General features: G+C 64.2%; 16 protein-coding genes. 8 read left to right on the top strand and 8 right to left on the bottom strand.

The features are described 5' to 3' along the window. Window positions 1–4 precede the first annotated feature (4 nt). The 3 genes from ACZYZ5_RS15805 to ACZYZ5_RS15795 all read right to left on the bottom strand — a co-directional run bounded on the left by ACZYZ5_RS15805 (window position 5) and on the right by ACZYZ5_RS15795 (window position 3,121). Window positions 5–1,186 carry an acyl-CoA dehydrogenase family protein gene (locus tag ACZYZ5_RS15805; protein ID WP_463902933.1) on the bottom strand — a complete coding sequence of 394 codons (1,182 nt, stop codon included), beginning with the start codon at window positions 1,184–1,186 and terminating at the stop codon, window positions 5–7. A gap of 74 nt (window positions 1,187–1,260) precedes the next feature. Then, on the bottom strand, window positions 1,261–2,526 hold the full coding sequence (locus ACZYZ5_RS15800; protein WP_463902931.1) for a 3-hydroxyacyl-CoA dehydrogenase family protein: 1,266 nt from the start codon (window positions 2,524–2,526) through the stop codon (window positions 1,261–1,263). A 49-nt stretch (window positions 2,527–2,575) separates the two neighbouring features. After that, window positions 2,576–3,121, bottom strand: a complete 546-nt coding sequence (locus ACZYZ5_RS15795; RefSeq protein ID WP_463902930.1) for a GNAT family N-acetyltransferase — start codon at window positions 3,119–3,121, stop codon at window positions 2,576–2,578. A gap of 218 nt (window positions 3,122–3,339) precedes the next feature. Here ACZYZ5_RS15795 and ACZYZ5_RS15790 point away from each other — a divergent pair, with 218 nt between their 5' ends. Continuing rightward, complete coding sequence (locus ACZYZ5_RS15790; RefSeq protein WP_463902929.1) at window positions 3,340–3,477, top strand: hypothetical protein; 138 nt, start codon at window positions 3,340–3,342, stop codon at window positions 3,475–3,477. A 340-nt stretch (window positions 3,478–3,817) separates the two neighbouring features. On the opposite strand, the gene ACZYZ5_RS15785 is transcribed toward ACZYZ5_RS15790, so the two are convergent. The 3 genes from ACZYZ5_RS15785 to ACZYZ5_RS15775 all read right to left on the bottom strand — a co-directional run bounded on the left by ACZYZ5_RS15785 (window position 3,818) and on the right by ACZYZ5_RS15775 (window position 7,989). Next, the gene (locus tag ACZYZ5_RS15785) at window positions 3,818–5,455 is read right to left on the bottom strand and encodes an amidohydrolase (RefSeq protein WP_463902928.1); all 1,638 of its coding nucleotides are present in this window, start codon (window positions 5,453–5,455) and stop codon (window positions 3,818–3,820) included. Between the two features lie 98 nt (window positions 5,456–5,553). Further along, window positions 5,554–6,465, bottom strand: a complete 912-nt coding sequence (locus ACZYZ5_RS15780) for a carbon-nitrogen hydrolase family protein (protein WP_463902926.1) — start codon at window positions 6,463–6,465, stop codon at window positions 5,554–5,556. After that, window positions 6,466–7,989 carry an APC family permease gene (locus ACZYZ5_RS15775; RefSeq protein WP_463902925.1) on the bottom strand — a complete coding sequence of 508 codons (1,524 nt, stop codon included), beginning with the start codon at window positions 7,987–7,989 and terminating at the stop codon, window positions 6,466–6,468. Window positions 7,990–8,127: 138 nt separating this feature from the next. Here ACZYZ5_RS15775 and ACZYZ5_RS15770 point away from each other — a divergent pair, with 138 nt between their 5' ends. The 5 genes from ACZYZ5_RS15770 (at window position 8,128) to ACZYZ5_RS15750 (ending at window position 13,512) form a co-directional block, all read left to right on the top strand. Then, entirely contained in the window at window positions 8,128–8,772 is a 645-nt protein-coding gene (locus ACZYZ5_RS15770) for a TetR family transcriptional regulator C-terminal domain-containing protein (protein ID WP_463902923.1), read from the top strand. A gap of 222 nt (window positions 8,773–8,994) precedes the next feature. Continuing rightward, entirely contained in the window at window positions 8,995–10,194 is a 1,200-nt protein-coding gene (locus ACZYZ5_RS15765) for an NAD(P)/FAD-dependent oxidoreductase (protein ID WP_463902921.1), read from the top strand. A gap of 604 nt (window positions 10,195–10,798) precedes the next feature. Then, complete coding sequence (locus ACZYZ5_RS15760) at window positions 10,799–11,209, top strand: four-helix bundle copper-binding protein (RefSeq protein WP_463902919.1); 411 nt, start codon at window positions 10,799–10,801, stop codon at window positions 11,207–11,209. An 80-nt stretch (window positions 11,210–11,289) separates the two neighbouring features. Then, the gene (locus ACZYZ5_RS15755; protein ID WP_463902917.1) at window positions 11,290–12,792 is read left to right on the top strand and encodes an FAD-dependent oxidoreductase; all 1,503 of its coding nucleotides are present in this window, start codon (window positions 11,290–11,292) and stop codon (window positions 12,790–12,792) included. Window positions 12,793–13,104: 312 nt separating this feature from the next. Further along, window positions 13,105–13,512 carry a VOC family protein gene (locus ACZYZ5_RS15750; RefSeq protein ID WP_463902916.1) on the top strand — a complete coding sequence of 136 codons (408 nt, stop codon included), beginning with the start codon at window positions 13,105–13,107 and terminating at the stop codon, window positions 13,510–13,512. A gap of 92 nt (window positions 13,513–13,604) precedes the next feature. Here the strand turns inward: ACZYZ5_RS15750 and ACZYZ5_RS15745 are convergent, their stop codons facing one another. Next, window positions 13,605–13,793 (bottom strand): hypothetical protein, encoded by a 189-nt coding sequence (locus ACZYZ5_RS15745; RefSeq protein WP_353917869.1) that lies wholly within the window; start codon window positions 13,791–13,793, stop codon window positions 13,605–13,607. Between the two features lie 162 nt (window positions 13,794–13,955). Here ACZYZ5_RS15745 and ACZYZ5_RS15740 point away from each other — a divergent pair, with 162 nt between their 5' ends. Continuing rightward, entirely contained in the window at window positions 13,956–14,402 is a 447-nt protein-coding gene (locus ACZYZ5_RS15740) for an Hsp20/alpha crystallin family protein (RefSeq protein ID WP_463902915.1), read from the top strand. Between the two features lie 191 nt (window positions 14,403–14,593). Here ACZYZ5_RS15740 and ACZYZ5_RS15735 read toward each other — a convergent pair whose 3' ends face one another. Next, on the bottom strand, window positions 14,594–14,851 hold the full coding sequence (locus ACZYZ5_RS15735; protein WP_463902913.1) for a hypothetical protein: 258 nt from the start codon (window positions 14,849–14,851) through the stop codon (window positions 14,594–14,596). A 215-nt stretch (window positions 14,852–15,066) separates the two neighbouring features. Here ACZYZ5_RS15735 and ACZYZ5_RS15730 point away from each other — a divergent pair, with 215 nt between their 5' ends. Continuing rightward, window positions 15,067–15,843 carry an electron transfer flavoprotein subunit beta/FixA family protein gene (locus tag ACZYZ5_RS15730; RefSeq protein ID WP_463902994.1) on the top strand — a complete coding sequence of 259 codons (777 nt, stop codon included), beginning with the start codon at window positions 15,067–15,069 and terminating at the stop codon, window positions 15,841–15,843.

Raw genomic sequence — 15,843 nt, 5'->3', positions numbered from 1 at the left:
TCCTTTAGGCGAAGGCGCTTTGTCCGGTGACATCGCGGCCGATCAGTAGGGTCTGAATGCTTTGTGTGCCTTCATAGGTATGGATGGATTCGATGTCCAGCAGGTGCCGGATCACGTGGTTTTCCAGAAGGATGCCGTTGCCGCCCAACATATCGCGGGCAATGGATGCCAGCTCGCGGGCCTTGCGGGTGTTGTGGTACTTCGCCATCGCGGCCTGGGTGGGGCGCATCAGACCGGCCGCGTCAAGACCCGCCAGATGGACACAATGGAGCTGCATGCTGGTCAGCTCCGAAAGCATGTAGGTCAGCCGTTCCTGGACCAGCTGGAACTTCGCGAGCGGCTTGCCGAACTGTGTCCGCTGCGTGGCATAGTTCAGCGCGGCTTCGTAGACGGCGGTGGCGTGGCCCAGGGCCGACCAGGCCACGCCCAGCCGCGTCGCCACGAGGACCTTGGACGTGTCCTTGAACGTGCGCGCGCCGGGGAGCAGATTGGCTTTGGGGATGCGGACGTTGTTGAGCCGGATCCGGGCCTGGTGGATGGCGCGGAGCGACGCCTTTCCGGTGATGGTTTCGGCCTCGTACCCCTCACGGTCCTGCTCCACCAGGAAGCCGCGGACATCCCCGGCGTCGTCGCGTGCCCAGACCACGGTGACATCCCCCGCCGCTCCGTTGCCGATCCACTTCTTCTCCCCGTTGAGGATGTACTCCCCGCCGTCGAGGGTGGCGGTGGTTTCCAGTGCCACGGAGTCCGAGCCGTGGTCCGGTTCCGTCAGGGCGAAGGCGCCGAGCTTTTCGCCCCGGCCCAGCGGACCAAGCCAGGTCTCGCGCTGGGCTTCGGACCCGAAGAGTGCAATCGAGCGCATGGCCAGGCCGCCCTGGACTGCGATCACGGTACCCAGCGAACCGTCCCCGCGGGAGACTTCCATGTTGACCAGTCCGGCGCCCAGGGGCGACATCAGGTCCAGGCCCGGCACGTCAAGGCCGTCGGCCAGCAGGTTCATGCTGCCCATCCGCTTCGCCAGGTGGGCGGGGAACTCGGCGCGCTCCCAGTAGTCGTTCATCTGCGGCATGGCCTCCACCGTGAAGGCCCTGGCGCGGTCCCAGACTTCGCGGTCGGAGGCAGGAATATTCGCAAAGACGGAGTAGTAGTCGGTATCGAGCGGTTCGGAGACGTCATAGTCGGGCATGGCTTGGATCCTTTGGGGAGGAAGTGCGGAACGGGGGTGAGGCGGCGCTTGCGTGGACGGGCCGCGCGCCGTGGCTATTCGGCAAAGCCGGGGCCGGGGTGGAATTCCCTTCCCCACACGCGCCGGGAGGCGCCGCTGAGGTCAAGCATCGGTGTGAGTCCGCCCTGGTGCTCGGGGAAGTTGGCGCCGAGCAGCATGCACAGATCCACTTCCGCCGGTCCGGCCACCACATGTTCGGCCAGCATCAGGCCCACCTCCTCCGCCAGGGCATCCAGGATCCGTGCCCGGATGGACTCCGCGCCGGGTGCCGGAGGGGCGGCGCCGGTTTGCGGCAGCAGGGCGGCCGCCTCGGGAAGCACGGTGCCCGATTTGTCGAGATAGCCGCGCAGGCGCGCGGCCGCAATGGCGGCCAGGCTGGTGCTGACGTAAAAGCGGTCGGGGTAGGCGGCGTGCATGGACTCGCAGATATGCAGCTGGACGGCGGGTCCGATGAAACCCAGCAGGGTCAGCGGGGTCATGGGCAACCCCAGCGGATCCAGGGCGTGGTCCGCCAGTTGTACCTCCGCCCCGTCATCAATGATCCGGAGAAGTTCGCCGAACAGCCGGCTCAGGATCCGGTTCACCACGAAGCCCGGCGTGTCCGCGACCAGCACCGCGGCCTTGCCCAGGCGCCGAGCGAGCGAACAGGCAGCGGCGACGCTGACGTCGTCGTTGTCTTCGGTGCTGATGGTTTCCACCAGCGGCAGCACCGCCACCGGATTGAAGAAGTGCAGTCCCACCAGGCGTTCCGGATGGGTCAGGCCGCGGCCGATTGCTGCCACGGAAAGGGACGAGGTGTTCGTCAGCAGCAGCGGCTCTGCGCGCAGCAGGGGCTCGATCTCGGCGAAGACGGCGCGTTTGACGCCCAGCTCCTCGAACACGGCCTCAATGACCACGTCGCAGTTCCGGAATTCTCGTTTGTCCGCCGTTCCGCGGACAAGGCCGCCAAGTTCCCGCGCCGCCGTCTCAGTGAGCTGCCCGCGCCGAATCAGCTTGTCCAGGTGTCCTGCGATCCCGCTCAGGGCCCCGTCCACCCTGGACTGGGACAAATCGGTGATCAGCACCGGAACCCCCAGCTGCCTGGCGAAGAGCAGGGCGAGCTGACTGGCCATGAGCCCGGCTCCGATGACTCCAACGCTTCGGACGGGGCGCGGGTCTGCGCCGGGCACGCCCCGCCTCCCGTGCCGCTCAGCGGCCAGAAGGGCCTCCGCGTACGCGCTGGCCGATTTTCCGGGGCCCCGGGAGGCCGCTGTGCCGGCCCCGGCGAGCGTGGCAGTTTCAACGACATTGTCAGGAACCATGTCACCGTTCTACCGTGAAACTGAGTCTCACGTCAATAGATACTGAGTTTCATTCAGTTGGTTGTGGCGGGACTGGCGAGCTGCCCGTGGACGTGACGGCCCTCTTCATGACAACACGCGGCCAGGCCGCCAAGCCGTGGTCACGTTCGGACTGCACAATCTGCCGGATGCGTTCCGACCATTGAGATTCGGGCTCCGCCTGGAAACCGAGGCGCCGGTAGTAGGGGGCGTTCCAGGGAACTTCTTCAAAGGTCGTCAGGGTCAGTCCGTGCAGTCCGCGTGCTCCTGCCCATCGGGCCGCTTGCTCGATGAGCGCCCGGCCAATACCGCGGCGGGCGTAGTGCGGGTGGACGGTCACCTGCTCGATGTGCGCGCACCGATCGACGACGTCGAGCAGAATGTAGGCGACCGGATCGTCGGCGGAATCCGTGGCCACCCAGGCTCTTCCCTCCTGCTGGTAGACCGCCAGTTCATCAACGGCGGGCGGCGGATCGTCCGCGATCGCTGCCATGCCGAGCAGTCGGAATGCCTCGCCCGCGGCGGCCTCGATGCCCCGCATCTTCGACAGGTCCTCTTCCCGGGCACCCCTGATCATACGGACCAGTCAACCAGAGGCGGAGCTACGGCGTCCGACGGGCGAGGGACCCGAACAGTCCGCCGTGAACCTGTCTAGACTGGCGAAATGAGGTCGAATTTGGGGATCCTTCTCTCTGCCGTCGTGCTGATGGTTGCCGGCGGGCAGGTGACCGCTTGCAGCAGGACCGACGTCGTTTGCCCGTCCGCGGCCAGGTGCCCGGCGAAGTGGAAACTCACGTGCTCGCGCAAGACGGCACCCTGCTCGCCCGGCAGCAGTACCAGCTGGAGTGGATCAGGGTCGGCGGCTCGGACGAATGCGGCGGTCCCCTGACGACGCAACCCATCACGCTCCAGCTCCCGGGCCGTCCGCGGTGACGCCCCCCGACGAAAGGCCCCTCCATGACGTTTTTCCAGGACTTTCCGGTGCCACCCCCTCCCCCGCGCGGGCGGGCAGTGCGCTACGTGCCGCCGGTCTGGACCGGCGCCCCGCCGTATGAGCTTCCCGTCGTCGTCCATATCGGTCAGTTCCTGCACCGGAGCCCGACGGTGGTGATGGCCTGGAGGAGTGCTCCATTTCCCTGGACGGGTCCCGGCTGCGTGACGCCGCCGCCGGCGTGCAGAAATTCTGGTGAGCCCGCTGGCCAGAATGGAGCAGGACGCATGACCGGCACGCCTGCACCTTCGGCAGGCCTGGCCCTGGGCCGACGACGTCCGCTTACTCTTGCCCGCCAAAGACAATTTCTCCATCCAGCCAGGTCGATTCGATCGGGAGCTCGATGAGGTCGTCGGCGGAAACCAAGAGAGGGTCGTCGGCCCAGATCACGAGATCGGCCCTGTTCCCCGGTCGGATGATTCCTTGGTCATGATCGCCCTGGGCCTCGGCGGCCCAGACCGAGAAGCCTTTGAGTGCTTCGAGCGCCGTCAGCGTCTGTGTCGGTTCAAAGACGGCCGCATCAGGCCGGCCTGGGATGCGGCGCAGGCGTGCCCAAGCCATGCCGATGCGTGCGTCGTACTGGGCCACCGGCCAGTCCGAGCCCAGCGCGACGGGCGCACCTGAATCTATGACGTCACGGATCCTCCAGGCCCGTTTGGATCGTTCCTCCCCCAGACGACTGGACCATGAATCGGATCCGTCCGCCTTTCGCCATTGCATGTGCAGGGGCTGCATCGATGCGGTAATTCCTGCGGTGGACAGACGGGCAAGATCCCTGTCCGCAAGGCACTCCAGATGCTCAATCCGGTGCGGAGCTCCTCGCCGGGAATGCACGCCGGCCGAGACATACGCATCGATCGCGGCACCGATGGCTCGGTCGCCGATAGCGTGCGTCGCGATCTGAAATCCTGCGTCGCCATATTGTTTGACGGTTGCAGCATAGTCAGCCGGATTGGGCCAGAATGATTTCAGTCCGTCGCCAGAAGTGTCCGGTTCGTAGAGCCAACCGGTTCCTGTGTCGATGACTCCATCCAGTAATAGCTTGATGAGCCCACCGCGCCAGCGGCGACCCTTTCGATCCTTCGACAAGAGGTATGACCTTGCTTCTTCAGCAGCCATGCCTGGCCTGTGCTCGAGTGCGGAAACCAGCCGGACCGGCAGCCCCGGTCCGGTGCTGTCGATCTTGTGGATGAAGTCGAGCGACGCCGGATCACCATCCATCACCGTTCCAGAGGTAATGCCGGTTTTCGACAAGCAAGAAATCAGCTCCCGCGCCCTCTCAACGGCCTGCACCGCAGAAAGGGTCGGCGCGATGGCTGCAACCAATTCGTAGGCAGTGGCTTCCCGCAGCTCCCCGGTCGGTTGTCCGGCTTCGTCAACAACAATCTCTGAAGTGTCGCCAAACCGTCGCCCACCTGTGATGCGGCTCCTTCTCAAAGCTTCTTTGCTCGCCAGCGCGGTATGAAGGTCAAACAGGAGAATGAACGTCGGCAGTCCAGCGACCGCCGCCTCAATCAGGTCAGCGGATATTCGTCTGCCTTCAAACACGCCGTAGTCAAGGTTCCATCCGCGGACCCACCCCGCAGGATCCTCCGAAAGCACCCTCGCGGCTTCGGTGCGCAGGGCGGCAAGGAATCCGCCGAACGTTGATACTGAGCCGAAATCGACGCCGATTGTGATCTCGGACCCCTGGACGGGATGGATGTGCCCGTCAATCAGCCCCGGAGTGATTGTTTGGCCGTACGCATCGTGCACTCGGGTGCGGGGACCCCGATGCTCGCCAAGAAGGTGCTTGCCACCTGCTGCGACGATGCTTCCGTTCGAGAGGACGATTGTGCTGGCAGACGGTTGTCCTGGATCGAGCGTATGCACCTTGGCATTGACGATGACAGTGTCCGCGGTCCTGGAATTGGTTGGCATCCGGTTTCCCCTGATCTTGAGTATTGAGTGTGTGCGGCCGCTGACCGGTTGTCTCCGCAACGTTCCTGGTGCGGGCACGCTGCCCTGCCGGGAGGGTGTCAGGATCTTGAGCCGCTGAATTGCTCCGCGCGGGATGCGTCCGGGTCGGGTGCGGTCCATGCCGGGGGCTGGAAGTGTGCGCCGCCGTACATGGGGAAGGCGAGGATGCCTTGCTGGTCCTGGAGCTGCGCCCAGGGCCGGTTGATGCCGTGGGTTCCGTAGCGGCGGACCTGGCTGACCCGGTCCAGGTCGAGGACGGCGTAGAGGATTTCCTCACCTCCTCTGGCGTGCTGCATGATGGTGCCTTCCGGGTCCACAATGACGCTTTCGCCGACCGCTGAGGGGTCGGCGCCGTTGACGTTGACGACATAGACCTGGTTTGCGAAAGCATTGGCTCGTGACATCACGATTTCCATTTCCCTGTCCCGAGTCGTGGTGAGGGTGGGCTGGATGATGACTTCCGCTCCCAGCCATGCAAGTTGCCGGGCGACCTCGGGAAAGCTTCCATCGAAGCAGATCGCGAGGCCCACGCGTCCCCGGCCGGGGATGTCGAAGGTCACGAACGAGTCGCCCGGCGTCGTTGTTTCGAACGGGCGCCAGGGAAAGAGCTTCCGGTACCGGGCCACGATTTCGCCTTCGGGGGAGACGGCGATTGCCGTGTTGTAGGTGTTTCCGCCATCGGTTTCCAGGAGGGAGCCGGGCACGAGCCAGACCCCCAGTCGGCGGGCCAGCTCCGCGATCCGGTCGGTGAGCGCGCCGGGGATGGGGCCGGCGGAGCGGGTTTCGCCCTCCGGGTCCGGGATCAGGAATTCCCCGGGTGCGGCGAGCAGAAGTTCGGGTGCGACGATGATGTCGACCTCAGGACCGAGCTGTTTGGCGGTTTCGGCCTGGGCGGCGAACCGCTCCCAGGTTGCTTCGACGTCGTAGGGAACGGGTTTCGTTTGGATTGCCGCAATGGATAGGACGCGCATTTATGCCTCGGTTTCGCTGCTCAGGACGGACTGCAGTTCGTTGCGGGTGGAGAAAGTTCCCCGGGGGATCGTTTGCCCGGCAAAGTAGGGCCGGAGTCTGGGGCGGATGATGGCAATGACCAGAGCGCCCAGGGCCAAGGCGCCGATTCCGATCCAGAACACGGTTCCGATGCCGAGCCAGGAGAGCCCGGCGTATTCGGGGGACAGCATGTCCACGGCACTGTAGGCAAACGCTCCCGTCATCAGGAGGGCGCCCAGGCCCGGGAGGATGCCCTTCAAGGCAAGGGCGGAGGCGGAAGTGCGCATCTGGGGAGCGAAATATACGACACAGGCCAGCGCCGTCGCGGCGTAGTAGGCGGCGATCATCAGGCCGACCGAAAGTATGGCCAGGCCGATGAAGTCGTTGCTGATCGCTGTCAGAAGCACTGTCACGGCAATGCTCAGGAGCGCCCACCAGAGGATCGATGTCGTGGGTGTCCCCCTGGAGGGATGCATCTTCGTGGTGGCCGCGGGCAGTGCGCCGTAAGTTCCCATGCTGAGCCAGGACCGGGGGGTGCTAACCGCGACCGTCATCAGGGCCGCCAGCGCCGAGATGCCGACGGCGAGAATGATGATCTGCCCGAAGAGGCCGCCGGTGGCTTGGGGCCCGAGCACAGACAGGACGTCCGAGACGGTTGCGGGATCCGTGATGCCTGCGGTCCCGGCAAAGCCGACGGCCGCCGTCGCGGTCACGACGTAGAAGAACAGAAGGATCACGGTGGTGATGACCACGGCCCGCCCGGGTGTTCCTTTGCGGTCGGTCGTTTCCTCATTGACCGCTATCAGCGCGTCCCAGCCCCAGTAGATGAACAGGCACAGGATGACGCCGTGGACCAGGCCGGAGAGATCGCCGGCGGCAAAGGGATTGAACCAGTCAAGCCTTGGCTGCTCCGCACCTTCCGCCGCGGCGCCGACAGCCATGGCGGTAAAGGCCCCGACGCAGAAACCTCCAAGCGCAATTAGCTGCAAGGCAATCAGCGCGTACTGAAGCCATGCGGATAGTTCGATTCCCCGGGCCGCAACGACGCCGCTCAGGGCGATCAGCCCGCACGCGATGGCCGCGACGATGACCGGTTGGGAGGCGGCCCAGCCGAGCCCCAATAAGGTCAGAAGATACGTCGTGGCAACCTGCGCGAGGGCCGCGCTGGAGATAAAGGTGGCGACCTGGGGAACCCAGCCGCCGAAAAACCAGCCAGCCCACGGTCCGAATACCCGTGAGATCCACACGAATACCCCGCCGCAGTCAGGCATTTCCCTGTTGAGATCCCGGAACGCGAAGGCTGTGAACAGGATAGGCAGAAATCCCAGAAGGAACGCCGCGGGTGTGCTCGACCCGACCGCCAGGACAACGAAGCCCAGGGTCACGGCCAGGCTGTAAGCCGGGGCCACCGCAGCAAGACCTAATGCCACCGTCGGGCCAATGCCGATCGATCCGGCCTTCAATCCCTTGCTTGCAGCGGCAACCGGAGGGGCGGGGGGTGGCATGGTGGGTGGTGTAAGGGGATGTGACAACGAGACTCCTCATCGAATCAAAGCTATTTGAATCACATTCAAATTTGAATGCCATTCAATACTGGTCTAGAGTCGATGTCAATAGGCATCGGTCCACGGGGAGGAGCGGCAATGACAATCCTCAGCAAGAGGGAAGTGCGCCGCCGGGAGATCGCGGCGGCAGCACAGGCCGTCGCTGCCCGGGACGGCGCAGAAGCTGCGACGCTGCGGGCGATTGCGGCGGAGGCAGGCATGGCCGCCAACGCCGTCCTGTATTACTACGGAAGCCTGGCCGAAATTACCGCAGCAGCCGTCCAAGCCTCTTCCGCCAGATTTCTCGCGAGGCTGTCAGAGGCAGCGGACCCCGGCCTGAGTCCGACCGTCAGGCTCGCCGCAGTCATCAGCGCGGGTACGACGGCGGGACTGGAGGATGATGCTTCCCGGATTCTTTACGAATACTGGACCCACTCGCTCAGGGACATCGAGCACCGACGGATCCAAGAGGAACTCACCCGCACCCAGCAACTGACGTACGAAAAGATCATTGCCGATGGAATGCAGACCGGCGAGTTCATTCCGGTCCTTGAACCGGCGAAGATCGCGCGTACCCTGGTGGCCCAGGAGGACGGGCTGGTGATGGATGTTCTGGCCGGCACCGCCAGCAGCGATGACGTGCTGGACCTGGTTGCCAGTCTCGCCTCGGCCCTTCTGGGCCTCGATCGGGACACGCTCCTCGATCACATCAGCAGTCGCAACTTCTCACATCTCGATCATTAGCCGCTGGACCGCCTGCCAGCCATGCTGAATGCTCTCGCCTAAAGCGGACGTTACCCAATAAAGCTCATCATGCTTAGTATTGAGGCTCCGGTGGCTGGTCACCCGTGTGCTGCCGGAAAGGCCGAATCCGAGGAGTGCCGATGTCACTGAGCAAGGGAACACCCGTGGAATGGAACGCGCCCCAGGGCCCTACCCGCGGCAAGATCGTGGAGAAGTAGCACCATGGCCGGGCAGCACCACGAAGTCGTCATTATCGGCGGGGGTAACGCCGGCGTTTCCCTCGCGGCGCGCCTCCATCGCTACGGGGTGAAGGATGTGGCCGTGGTGGAGCCAGCGGACCAACACTTCTACCAGCCGCTGTTCTCCCACATCGCCGGCGGGAGGGCGAAGGCTTCAGAAGCCATCCGGCCCCAGCGCTCCGTCATGCCGCGCGGCGTGAAATGGATCCGGGACGGCGCGGTGGACATTGACCCGGCGGGCAACACGGTGTCTTTGGCCTCGGGCGGCCGGCTGGGGTTTGGCCACCTGGTGGTCTGCCCCGGCCTGCAGCTGGATTGGGACAAGATCCCGGGTCTGGCCGAGGCCGTCCATTCCCCGTCGGGTGCGTCCCACTATGAATTCAACCTGGCGGCCAAGGCCTGGACGCTGCTCAGCGGCCTCAAAGCCGGGACCGCTGTTTTCACCATGCCCTCCGGCCCCATCAAGTGCGGCGGGGCCGCGCAAAAGCCGATGTACCTGGCCTGCGACTACTGGCTGAAGCAGGGAGTGCTCCAGGACATCCGGGTGGTCATGGTCCAGCCCTACCCCACCGTGTTTGGCGTACCCGGCGTGGATGACGAGCTCAATCGCAAGATTAGCGAGTACGGCATTGAACTGCGTCTCAACAGCGAACTGGTGTCGGTGGACGCACCGGGCCAGAACGCGCTGATCCGGAACGCTGCCACCGGATCCGCCGAGGAGCTGCGCTACGACGTGCTCAATGCCGTCCCGCCGCAGTCGGCGCCGGACTGGCTCAAGGCCACGGATCTGCCCGCCCCGGGTGACTCCGGCGGATTCGTGGAAGTGGATTCGCAGACCCTCCGGCATGTCCGTTATCCGAACATCTGGTCCCTGGGGGATGCCGCGGCGACCACCAACTCCAAGTCCGGCGGTGCGCTGCGAAAGCAGACGAAGGTCCTGGCCAAGAACCTGGTTGCGGCCCGGAAGGGAAAACCCCTGACCGGAAAGTACGACGGATATTCGGTGTGCCCTTTCACGGTTTCCCGCGCCACGGTTGTCTTCGCTGAGTTCGATGCCCAGCACCGGCCCATGCCCTCTATCCCGAAGGTGCCCACGTGGAAAGAGAGCCGCGCATCGTGGGTTGTGGACCGCGATATATTCCCTCAGGTCTACTGGAACCTGATTCTTAAGGGCCGCGCTTAGGCTTGAATGGCCACCTGGCAGGTTTGGCTCGGCACTGACGCAGGGCTGATCGGTGGGGCTCTGGTGGAGGTCTTGAGCTGTGTGCCGGGGACCCGCCAGAATAGTCATGTGGTCTTGTCGCGGTTGGAGTGCGGGAATCATTTTTCGGGCCAACCATCGCGACGTCAGTCCGGGATTCGGCGCTTCTGAACCATGCCGTTAGAAGGAACCGTGAGCAACATGACTATCGAGCATCTTTGGAACAGGCTAGATCCACAGACACAGGAATGGCTGCGGGCTAATCCCGGCAGTGTCATCCTTCCGCGGAGTGTGACCGCGACGCTCATTCGCGCGAGCGATCACCCCGAGACTTTGGAGGAGGTGGTGGATCGAAACGGCCAACTCCCGCTCTCCCCACGGGATCAGGCATTCCTTAAATCCATGGCCGTCTCCCCGCCGGTGGGGCATCCTGTACCGCCGGGATCGCCGTCGGCCTGAGAAATGAGGAGCTGCCGGTCTCGACGGCCCGGCTTTACGGGGCTGACGGCGCGGTCAGAGCGCGTTTATCGTGGGGCATGACGGCCTGAAGGCCGGCCGCCCCCTAACCCGTGACAGGAGCTGAATCATGTCCGACCACATTGCTGCCATGCTCGACGTCCACCCTCAGGCGGCCGAAATTTCAGAGAAATCAAAGCTGGCCGAATGTATTGCCGCCTGCCATCAGTGCGCCCAAACTTGTACATCCTGCGCAGACGCCTGCCTTGCTGAGGACATGGTCTCCGACCTCGTCTCATGCCTCCGCTCGGATTTGGACTGCGCTGACGTCTGCGCTGCCACCGGCATCATCTTGATGCGGCAGACGGCAGCCAACCCCGGCGTTCGCCGCGCGATGCTGGAGGCCTGCCGCGCCGCCTGCTCAGCGTGTGCCGAGGAATGCGAGAGGCACGCCGGCATGCACGAGCACTGCAGGATCTGTGCCGCGGCATGCCGACGGTGCGAACGGGCCTGCGCCGCCCTTTTGGCTGCATCGGGCTGAGCAACTTTGTCGAGCTTCGTCGATTTGCGCGGATCAGGGCTCTCCTTGATGCGCAGCTCAAAAGGACAGGAAGTGCTGCTATGACCTCACTTTGGTTGGACCGAGACCGAGCAATTCCAGTTGACAATTTCGTTCCCGGTTCCACCTACGAAACGGTCGTTGTGGGGGCCGGGATCACGGGGCTGGCGACAGCCGCGCTTCTCGCGCGGTCCGGCATGAAGGTAGCCGTGCTGGAGGCCCTTTCCGCGGGGGCGGGGACCACCGGCAACACCACCGCGAAGCTGAGCCTTCTGCAGGGCACCGTGCTGTCCGCACTGCGTGGGCAATATCCCCAGAAGATCGTCAACGCTTACGTCGAAGCCAACAGGGAAGGGCAGGCCTGGCTGCTCCGGCATCTCCAAGACAGGGCGGTGCCCTTCCAGCGTCGCGATGCATACACTTTCGCGGTATCCGACAAAGGTGCGGACCGCGTCCGGTCGGAGCTCGCCGTGAGCCAGGCCGCCGGCCTGGCCGTCGAGGAGGTGGCGGACCCCGGGCTCCCGTTCGCTACCCGCGGCGCCATCCGCCTTTCGGACCAGGCACAGTTCAACCCCATGGACGTCCTTGAGAGCCTCGCCGCGGACTTCCGCGCCCATGGCGGAATTCTTGTTGAACAGGTGCGGGTCCGGGGTGTCACCAAGGGAAGCAACGTCACCATCATGACCGACGCCGGGAACGTTTACGCAGGGCGCGTCGTGCTGGCCACGGGCATCCCCATCCTGGACCGGGGGTTGTACTTCGCCAAGCTGAAAGCCTCCCAGTCCTACGCCACGGCGTTTCGCGTGCCGGCCTCGACCCCCCTTCCGTCGGGAATGTACCTCTCCGCTGAGACGCCGGGCCGCTCGCTCCGCACCTACCCGAGCGACGCCGGGGAGATGCTCATCGGGGGCGGCAACGGGCACCAGGTCGGCAGGGAGCCCTCCCCCAGGGCCCGCCTGGATGAGTTGCAGGACTGGACGCGACGGCACTTCCCTGGCGCGGAAGCGACCCACACCTGGTCGGGAGAGGACTACATGGCCACCAACCTGGTGCCCTTCTTCGGGAAGTTGCCCCGCGGCGGCGGCAAAATTCTCTTCGCCACCGGCTACAACAAATGGGGCATGAGCAACGGCATCGCAGCATCGCTTGCCATTACCGCCGAGATTCTCGGCGGCAACCTCCCCTGGGCCGCCGCCATCCACCACAGGGTCACGTCACCCAAAGGGGCCGCCGCCGCCGTCGCGCTCAACGCTGACACCCTCAAGACCATGGCCGAGGGGTGGGCAAAAGCCGAAACGGCCCCACCCGACGCCGCAGCAGCCACGGTCCCTGCCGAGGGTGAAGGCATCATCGTCCGGCACGGCCGCAAACCCGTGGCCGTGTCCACCGTCGACGGTGTCACCTGCCGGGTATCGGCCGTCTGCACCCACATGCGCGGAATCCTGAGCTGGAATGACGCCGAGAAAACCTGGGACTGCCCACTGCACGGCTCCCGCTTCACTCCCGGCGGGGACGTCCTGCAAGGCCCCACCACCGAGACGCTCCCGGCCGCGGACCGCGTGTGAGAACACAGGGCCTCTGTCCGCAGGAGGAAAACAGTGACGGGCACTAAGGGAAGCCTCCGCGGGATCCTATCTGCAATGCTATTCGCATGAAGGTCGCCTTTGAATGGCGCGGAGCGCGCCACGGCGGCAGGCTGCGAGTGGCTCCATGTGGACTTCGACGAGCATCTGAAGAGCTTCTACTTGGAGGCCTGTGGTTTCCGCCCCACCAATGCTGGACTCATCCAATTGCGCTAGCCGGGACAAAATCTACTTCAACCCCGGGCCGGCCGCCGGAATCACCGGCCGATGGCCCACCAGAAAGAGGACGAAAAAATGAAAATTGCCCTGACGAGCGTGTTCGTGGACGACCAGCGAGCAGCCCTCGCCTTCTACACCGACGTGCTCGGATTCACGAAACGCCATGACATACCCCTCGGTGACAACTTCTGGCTCACCGTTATATCGCCGGAATCGCCGGACGGTCCCGAGCTGCTGCTGGAGCCGGCGAACCACCCTGCCGTGAAGCCGTATCGGGATGCTCTCGTCCGGGACGGTATCCCGCTCGCTCAATTCGCCGTCGACGACATCGAATTCGAGCACGCCAGACTGACCGGCAAGGGTGTGATGTTCGCGCAGCCGCCGACCGACATTGGCACGGCTGTCGTGGCCGTCTTTGATGACACGTGCGGCAACCTGATTCAGCTCATCGAAATGAAACCGGACCAAAACCAGAGCAAATAGCCGGAAAAGCGCACGTCAAATCGCAGCGCCGCGCCACCCACCTCCGGACCGATTACCGGCCATCGCCCAGGTTCGACCGTCTGCGAGGCTCGTCAGACGGGGCTTGCGTCGCCGTGGAGATCATCTTTGTGGCGCACCTTTTTTAGATGGTGCTCCAGCTTCTCCTCGGCGTCCCGTCTGCGCTGGCCCACTATGCGCAGTTGTTGCGTGGTCGGCGTACCGGCGTAGCCCTCCTGATGGCGCCCATGCTCCCGCGGAGCCGCATCCTTCTTCTCGCTCATACTGGAATCGTCTCACCGGAAGTCCGCATCGGGAAGAAGAATCCGGGACCTTCAACCGGGGTCTTGCAGCACCGTAAGCATGCTGATTAACTCTTGGGTACGGCCCATGACACCCGCCGGTCCTATCGGACCACGGCGGCACATCCAGCAAAGGAGACAGGCATGGAAAACATCTTCCGCCGCACCGGAATCGACGTGCCCGAACCCGTCCGGCGGCTCCTGCAGGGCGAGGCAGAAGGCTGGCTTCGAACCGAGGAATTCCGGGACGAGGATACCCTGGTCGTCAGAACCGATATCCCGGGCGTCGATCCTGATACTGATATCGACGTCAACTTCATCGAGGGCACGCTGCAGATTACCGCCCGGCGCAGCGACCCGGGCCGCAAGGATCAGCCGGGCTACCGCAGCGAAGTACGCTACGGCGACTTTTCACGCAACATTCCTCTTCCCCGGGGTGCGAACCCCGACACCGTCGCGGCCAGCTACATCGACGGTGTCCTGGAAATCCGTATTCAGCTTCCGGAGCAGTCCGACACCTCGACCAAAAAAATCCACGTCAGCCGCGGTGGCAACCGGTCACCGGACGCACCGGAGAACTACCTAACCTGAGGGGCTACCGGAACCAAGCCCTTGGCCGCCGATCCCTACGACAGAGCGGAGGCACGGTTACGCGGAATACGAAAAGTGGCACCTCGGCGTAGACAACGCGAAGTCCCTGCTCGACGAACTCGACAAGGACTAGCCGGGACCTTCGCCCCGGAACCTCAGGCTGAGCTGCGAACCTGGCGAATCCGCGCTGTTCAGGATTTGCCGTCCTTTTCCGGACCGGCATTTCCCTGGTTCCACGCGTCGAAAGGCGCCCGGCGGGCGGGTCCGCTCGGTGACCGCACCCGACGCGCGGCAAACATGGCCCATGCCCCGATCAGCACACCGACGAACACCATGAACATACCGACGGTGAACCAGCCGCCCTCCGCGAAAATCATCAACGCAACGCCCGCCAAAGACAAGCCTTTCGCCGCCACATCCAGATACAAAGGACCTCTCAGGTACTCCATGCATCTGAGGTAAACCTCTGAAGACCTCAAAGCCCTGCGTCACGGCCACACCTTGGTGGTCTGGAAGCTTCTGAGGGCCCGCACCGCCACGGACGAAGACTGGGTACTTCAACGACACGGGCGCTGTCAGCAGGAGGGGCACTACTTTCGTAGACTCAATGGAGATCCGGTATGTCTCCTACAGAGAGACAAGCCCGCCACAGGAAGAGCCATCGATGAAGATTATCGTCCTAGTAAAGGAGGTTCCCGACACGTACGGGGACCGAAAACTGAACCTTGAAACAGGTCTCGCCGATCGACAATCCAGCGAGGCAGTCATTGATGAGATCGGTGAGCGGGCCTTGGAGCTGGCACTGACGTATGCCGACGCGAACGAGGGCACTGAGGTCGCAGTCCTTTCCCTCGCTCCCGAGGGCGCCACGGCAACGATACGCAAGGGGCTTGCGATGGGCGCGGGAAGCGCCACCCACGTCTCTGACGAGGCGCTCCGCGGTGCGGACCTTGGACTTACCGCTGAAACCCTAGCAGCAGCGATCCGTCGCGTTGAGTTCGACCTTGTGATCGCTGGCAACGTCTCCACCGATGGCTCCGGCGGCATGATTCCCGCGATGCTTGCAGAATTGCTGGACGTGCCGCTGGCCACCGGCCTCAGCTCCGTGGAGGTCAGCGACGGCGTGGTGTCCGGCTCCAGGCCCGTTGAATCCGGCGTGCAGAAGGTGTCAGCGACCCTGCCCGCGGTGATTTCGATTACCGAGGCGCTTCCCGGGCCGCGCTTCCCGAACTTCAAAGGAATTATGGCGGCCAAGAAGAAGCCCCTAGAGGTGCTCACCCTCGCAGACCTTGGGATCACGCCCGATGACCCCGCCGCGGCGCGTTCGATCATGCTGACCGTTGCAGAGAAGCCGCCACGGCCGGCGGGCGTGAAGATCATTGACGAGGGCGATGCCGGCGAGAAGCTCGCTGCCTTCCTTGTAGACAACCGACTGGCTTAA

It is taken from the genome of Pseudarthrobacter ribosi (assembly GCF_055412865.1).
Note: the sequence above shows the minus strand (reverse complement) of the source record. Positions and strands in the feature narration are given on the sequence as shown.

Coding starts and splice junctions, on each gene's coding strand:
- ACZYZ5_RS15805 (WP_463902933.1), bottom strand. CDS start 1,186: ATGCCCGACTATGACGTCTCCGAACCGCTCGATACCGACTACTACTCC.
- ACZYZ5_RS15800 (WP_463902931.1), bottom strand. CDS start 2,526: ATGGTTCCTGACAATGTCGTTGAAACTGCCACGCTCGCCGGGGCCGGC.
- ACZYZ5_RS15795 (WP_463902930.1), bottom strand. CDS start 3,121: ATGATCAGGGGTGCCCGGGAAGAGGACCTGTCGAAGATGCGGGGCATC.
- ACZYZ5_RS15785 (WP_463902928.1), bottom strand. CDS start 5,455: ATGCCAACCAATTCCAGGACCGCGGACACTGTCATCGTCAATGCCAAG.
- ACZYZ5_RS15780 (WP_463902926.1), bottom strand. CDS start 6,465: ATGCGCGTCCTATCCATTGCGGCAATCCAAACGAAACCCGTTCCCTAC.
- ACZYZ5_RS15775 (WP_463902925.1), bottom strand. CDS start 7,989: ATGCCACCCCCCGCCCCTCCGGTTGCCGCTGCAAGCAAGGGATTGAAG.
- ACZYZ5_RS15770 (WP_463902923.1), top strand. CDS start 8,128: ATGACAATCCTCAGCAAGAGGGAAGTGCGCCGCCGGGAGATCGCGGCG.
- ACZYZ5_RS15765 (WP_463902921.1), top strand. CDS start 8,995: ATGGCCGGGCAGCACCACGAAGTCGTCATTATCGGCGGGGGTAACGCC.
- ACZYZ5_RS15760 (WP_463902919.1), top strand. CDS start 10,799: ATGTCCGACCACATTGCTGCCATGCTCGACGTCCACCCTCAGGCGGCC.
- ACZYZ5_RS15755 (WP_463902917.1), top strand. CDS start 11,290: ATGACCTCACTTTGGTTGGACCGAGACCGAGCAATTCCAGTTGACAAT.
- ACZYZ5_RS15750 (WP_463902916.1), top strand. CDS start 13,105: ATGAAAATTGCCCTGACGAGCGTGTTCGTGGACGACCAGCGAGCAGCC.
- ACZYZ5_RS15745 (WP_353917869.1), bottom strand. CDS start 13,793: ATGAGCGAGAAGAAGGATGCGGCTCCGCGGGAGCATGGGCGCCATCAG.
- ACZYZ5_RS15740 (WP_463902915.1), top strand. CDS start 13,956: ATGGAAAACATCTTCCGCCGCACCGGAATCGACGTGCCCGAACCCGTC.
- ACZYZ5_RS15735 (WP_463902913.1), bottom strand. CDS start 14,851: ATGGAGTACCTGAGAGGTCCTTTGTATCTGGATGTGGCGGCGAAAGGC.
- ACZYZ5_RS15730 (WP_463902994.1), top strand. CDS start 15,067: ATGAAGATTATCGTCCTAGTAAAGGAGGTTCCCGACACGTACGGGGAC.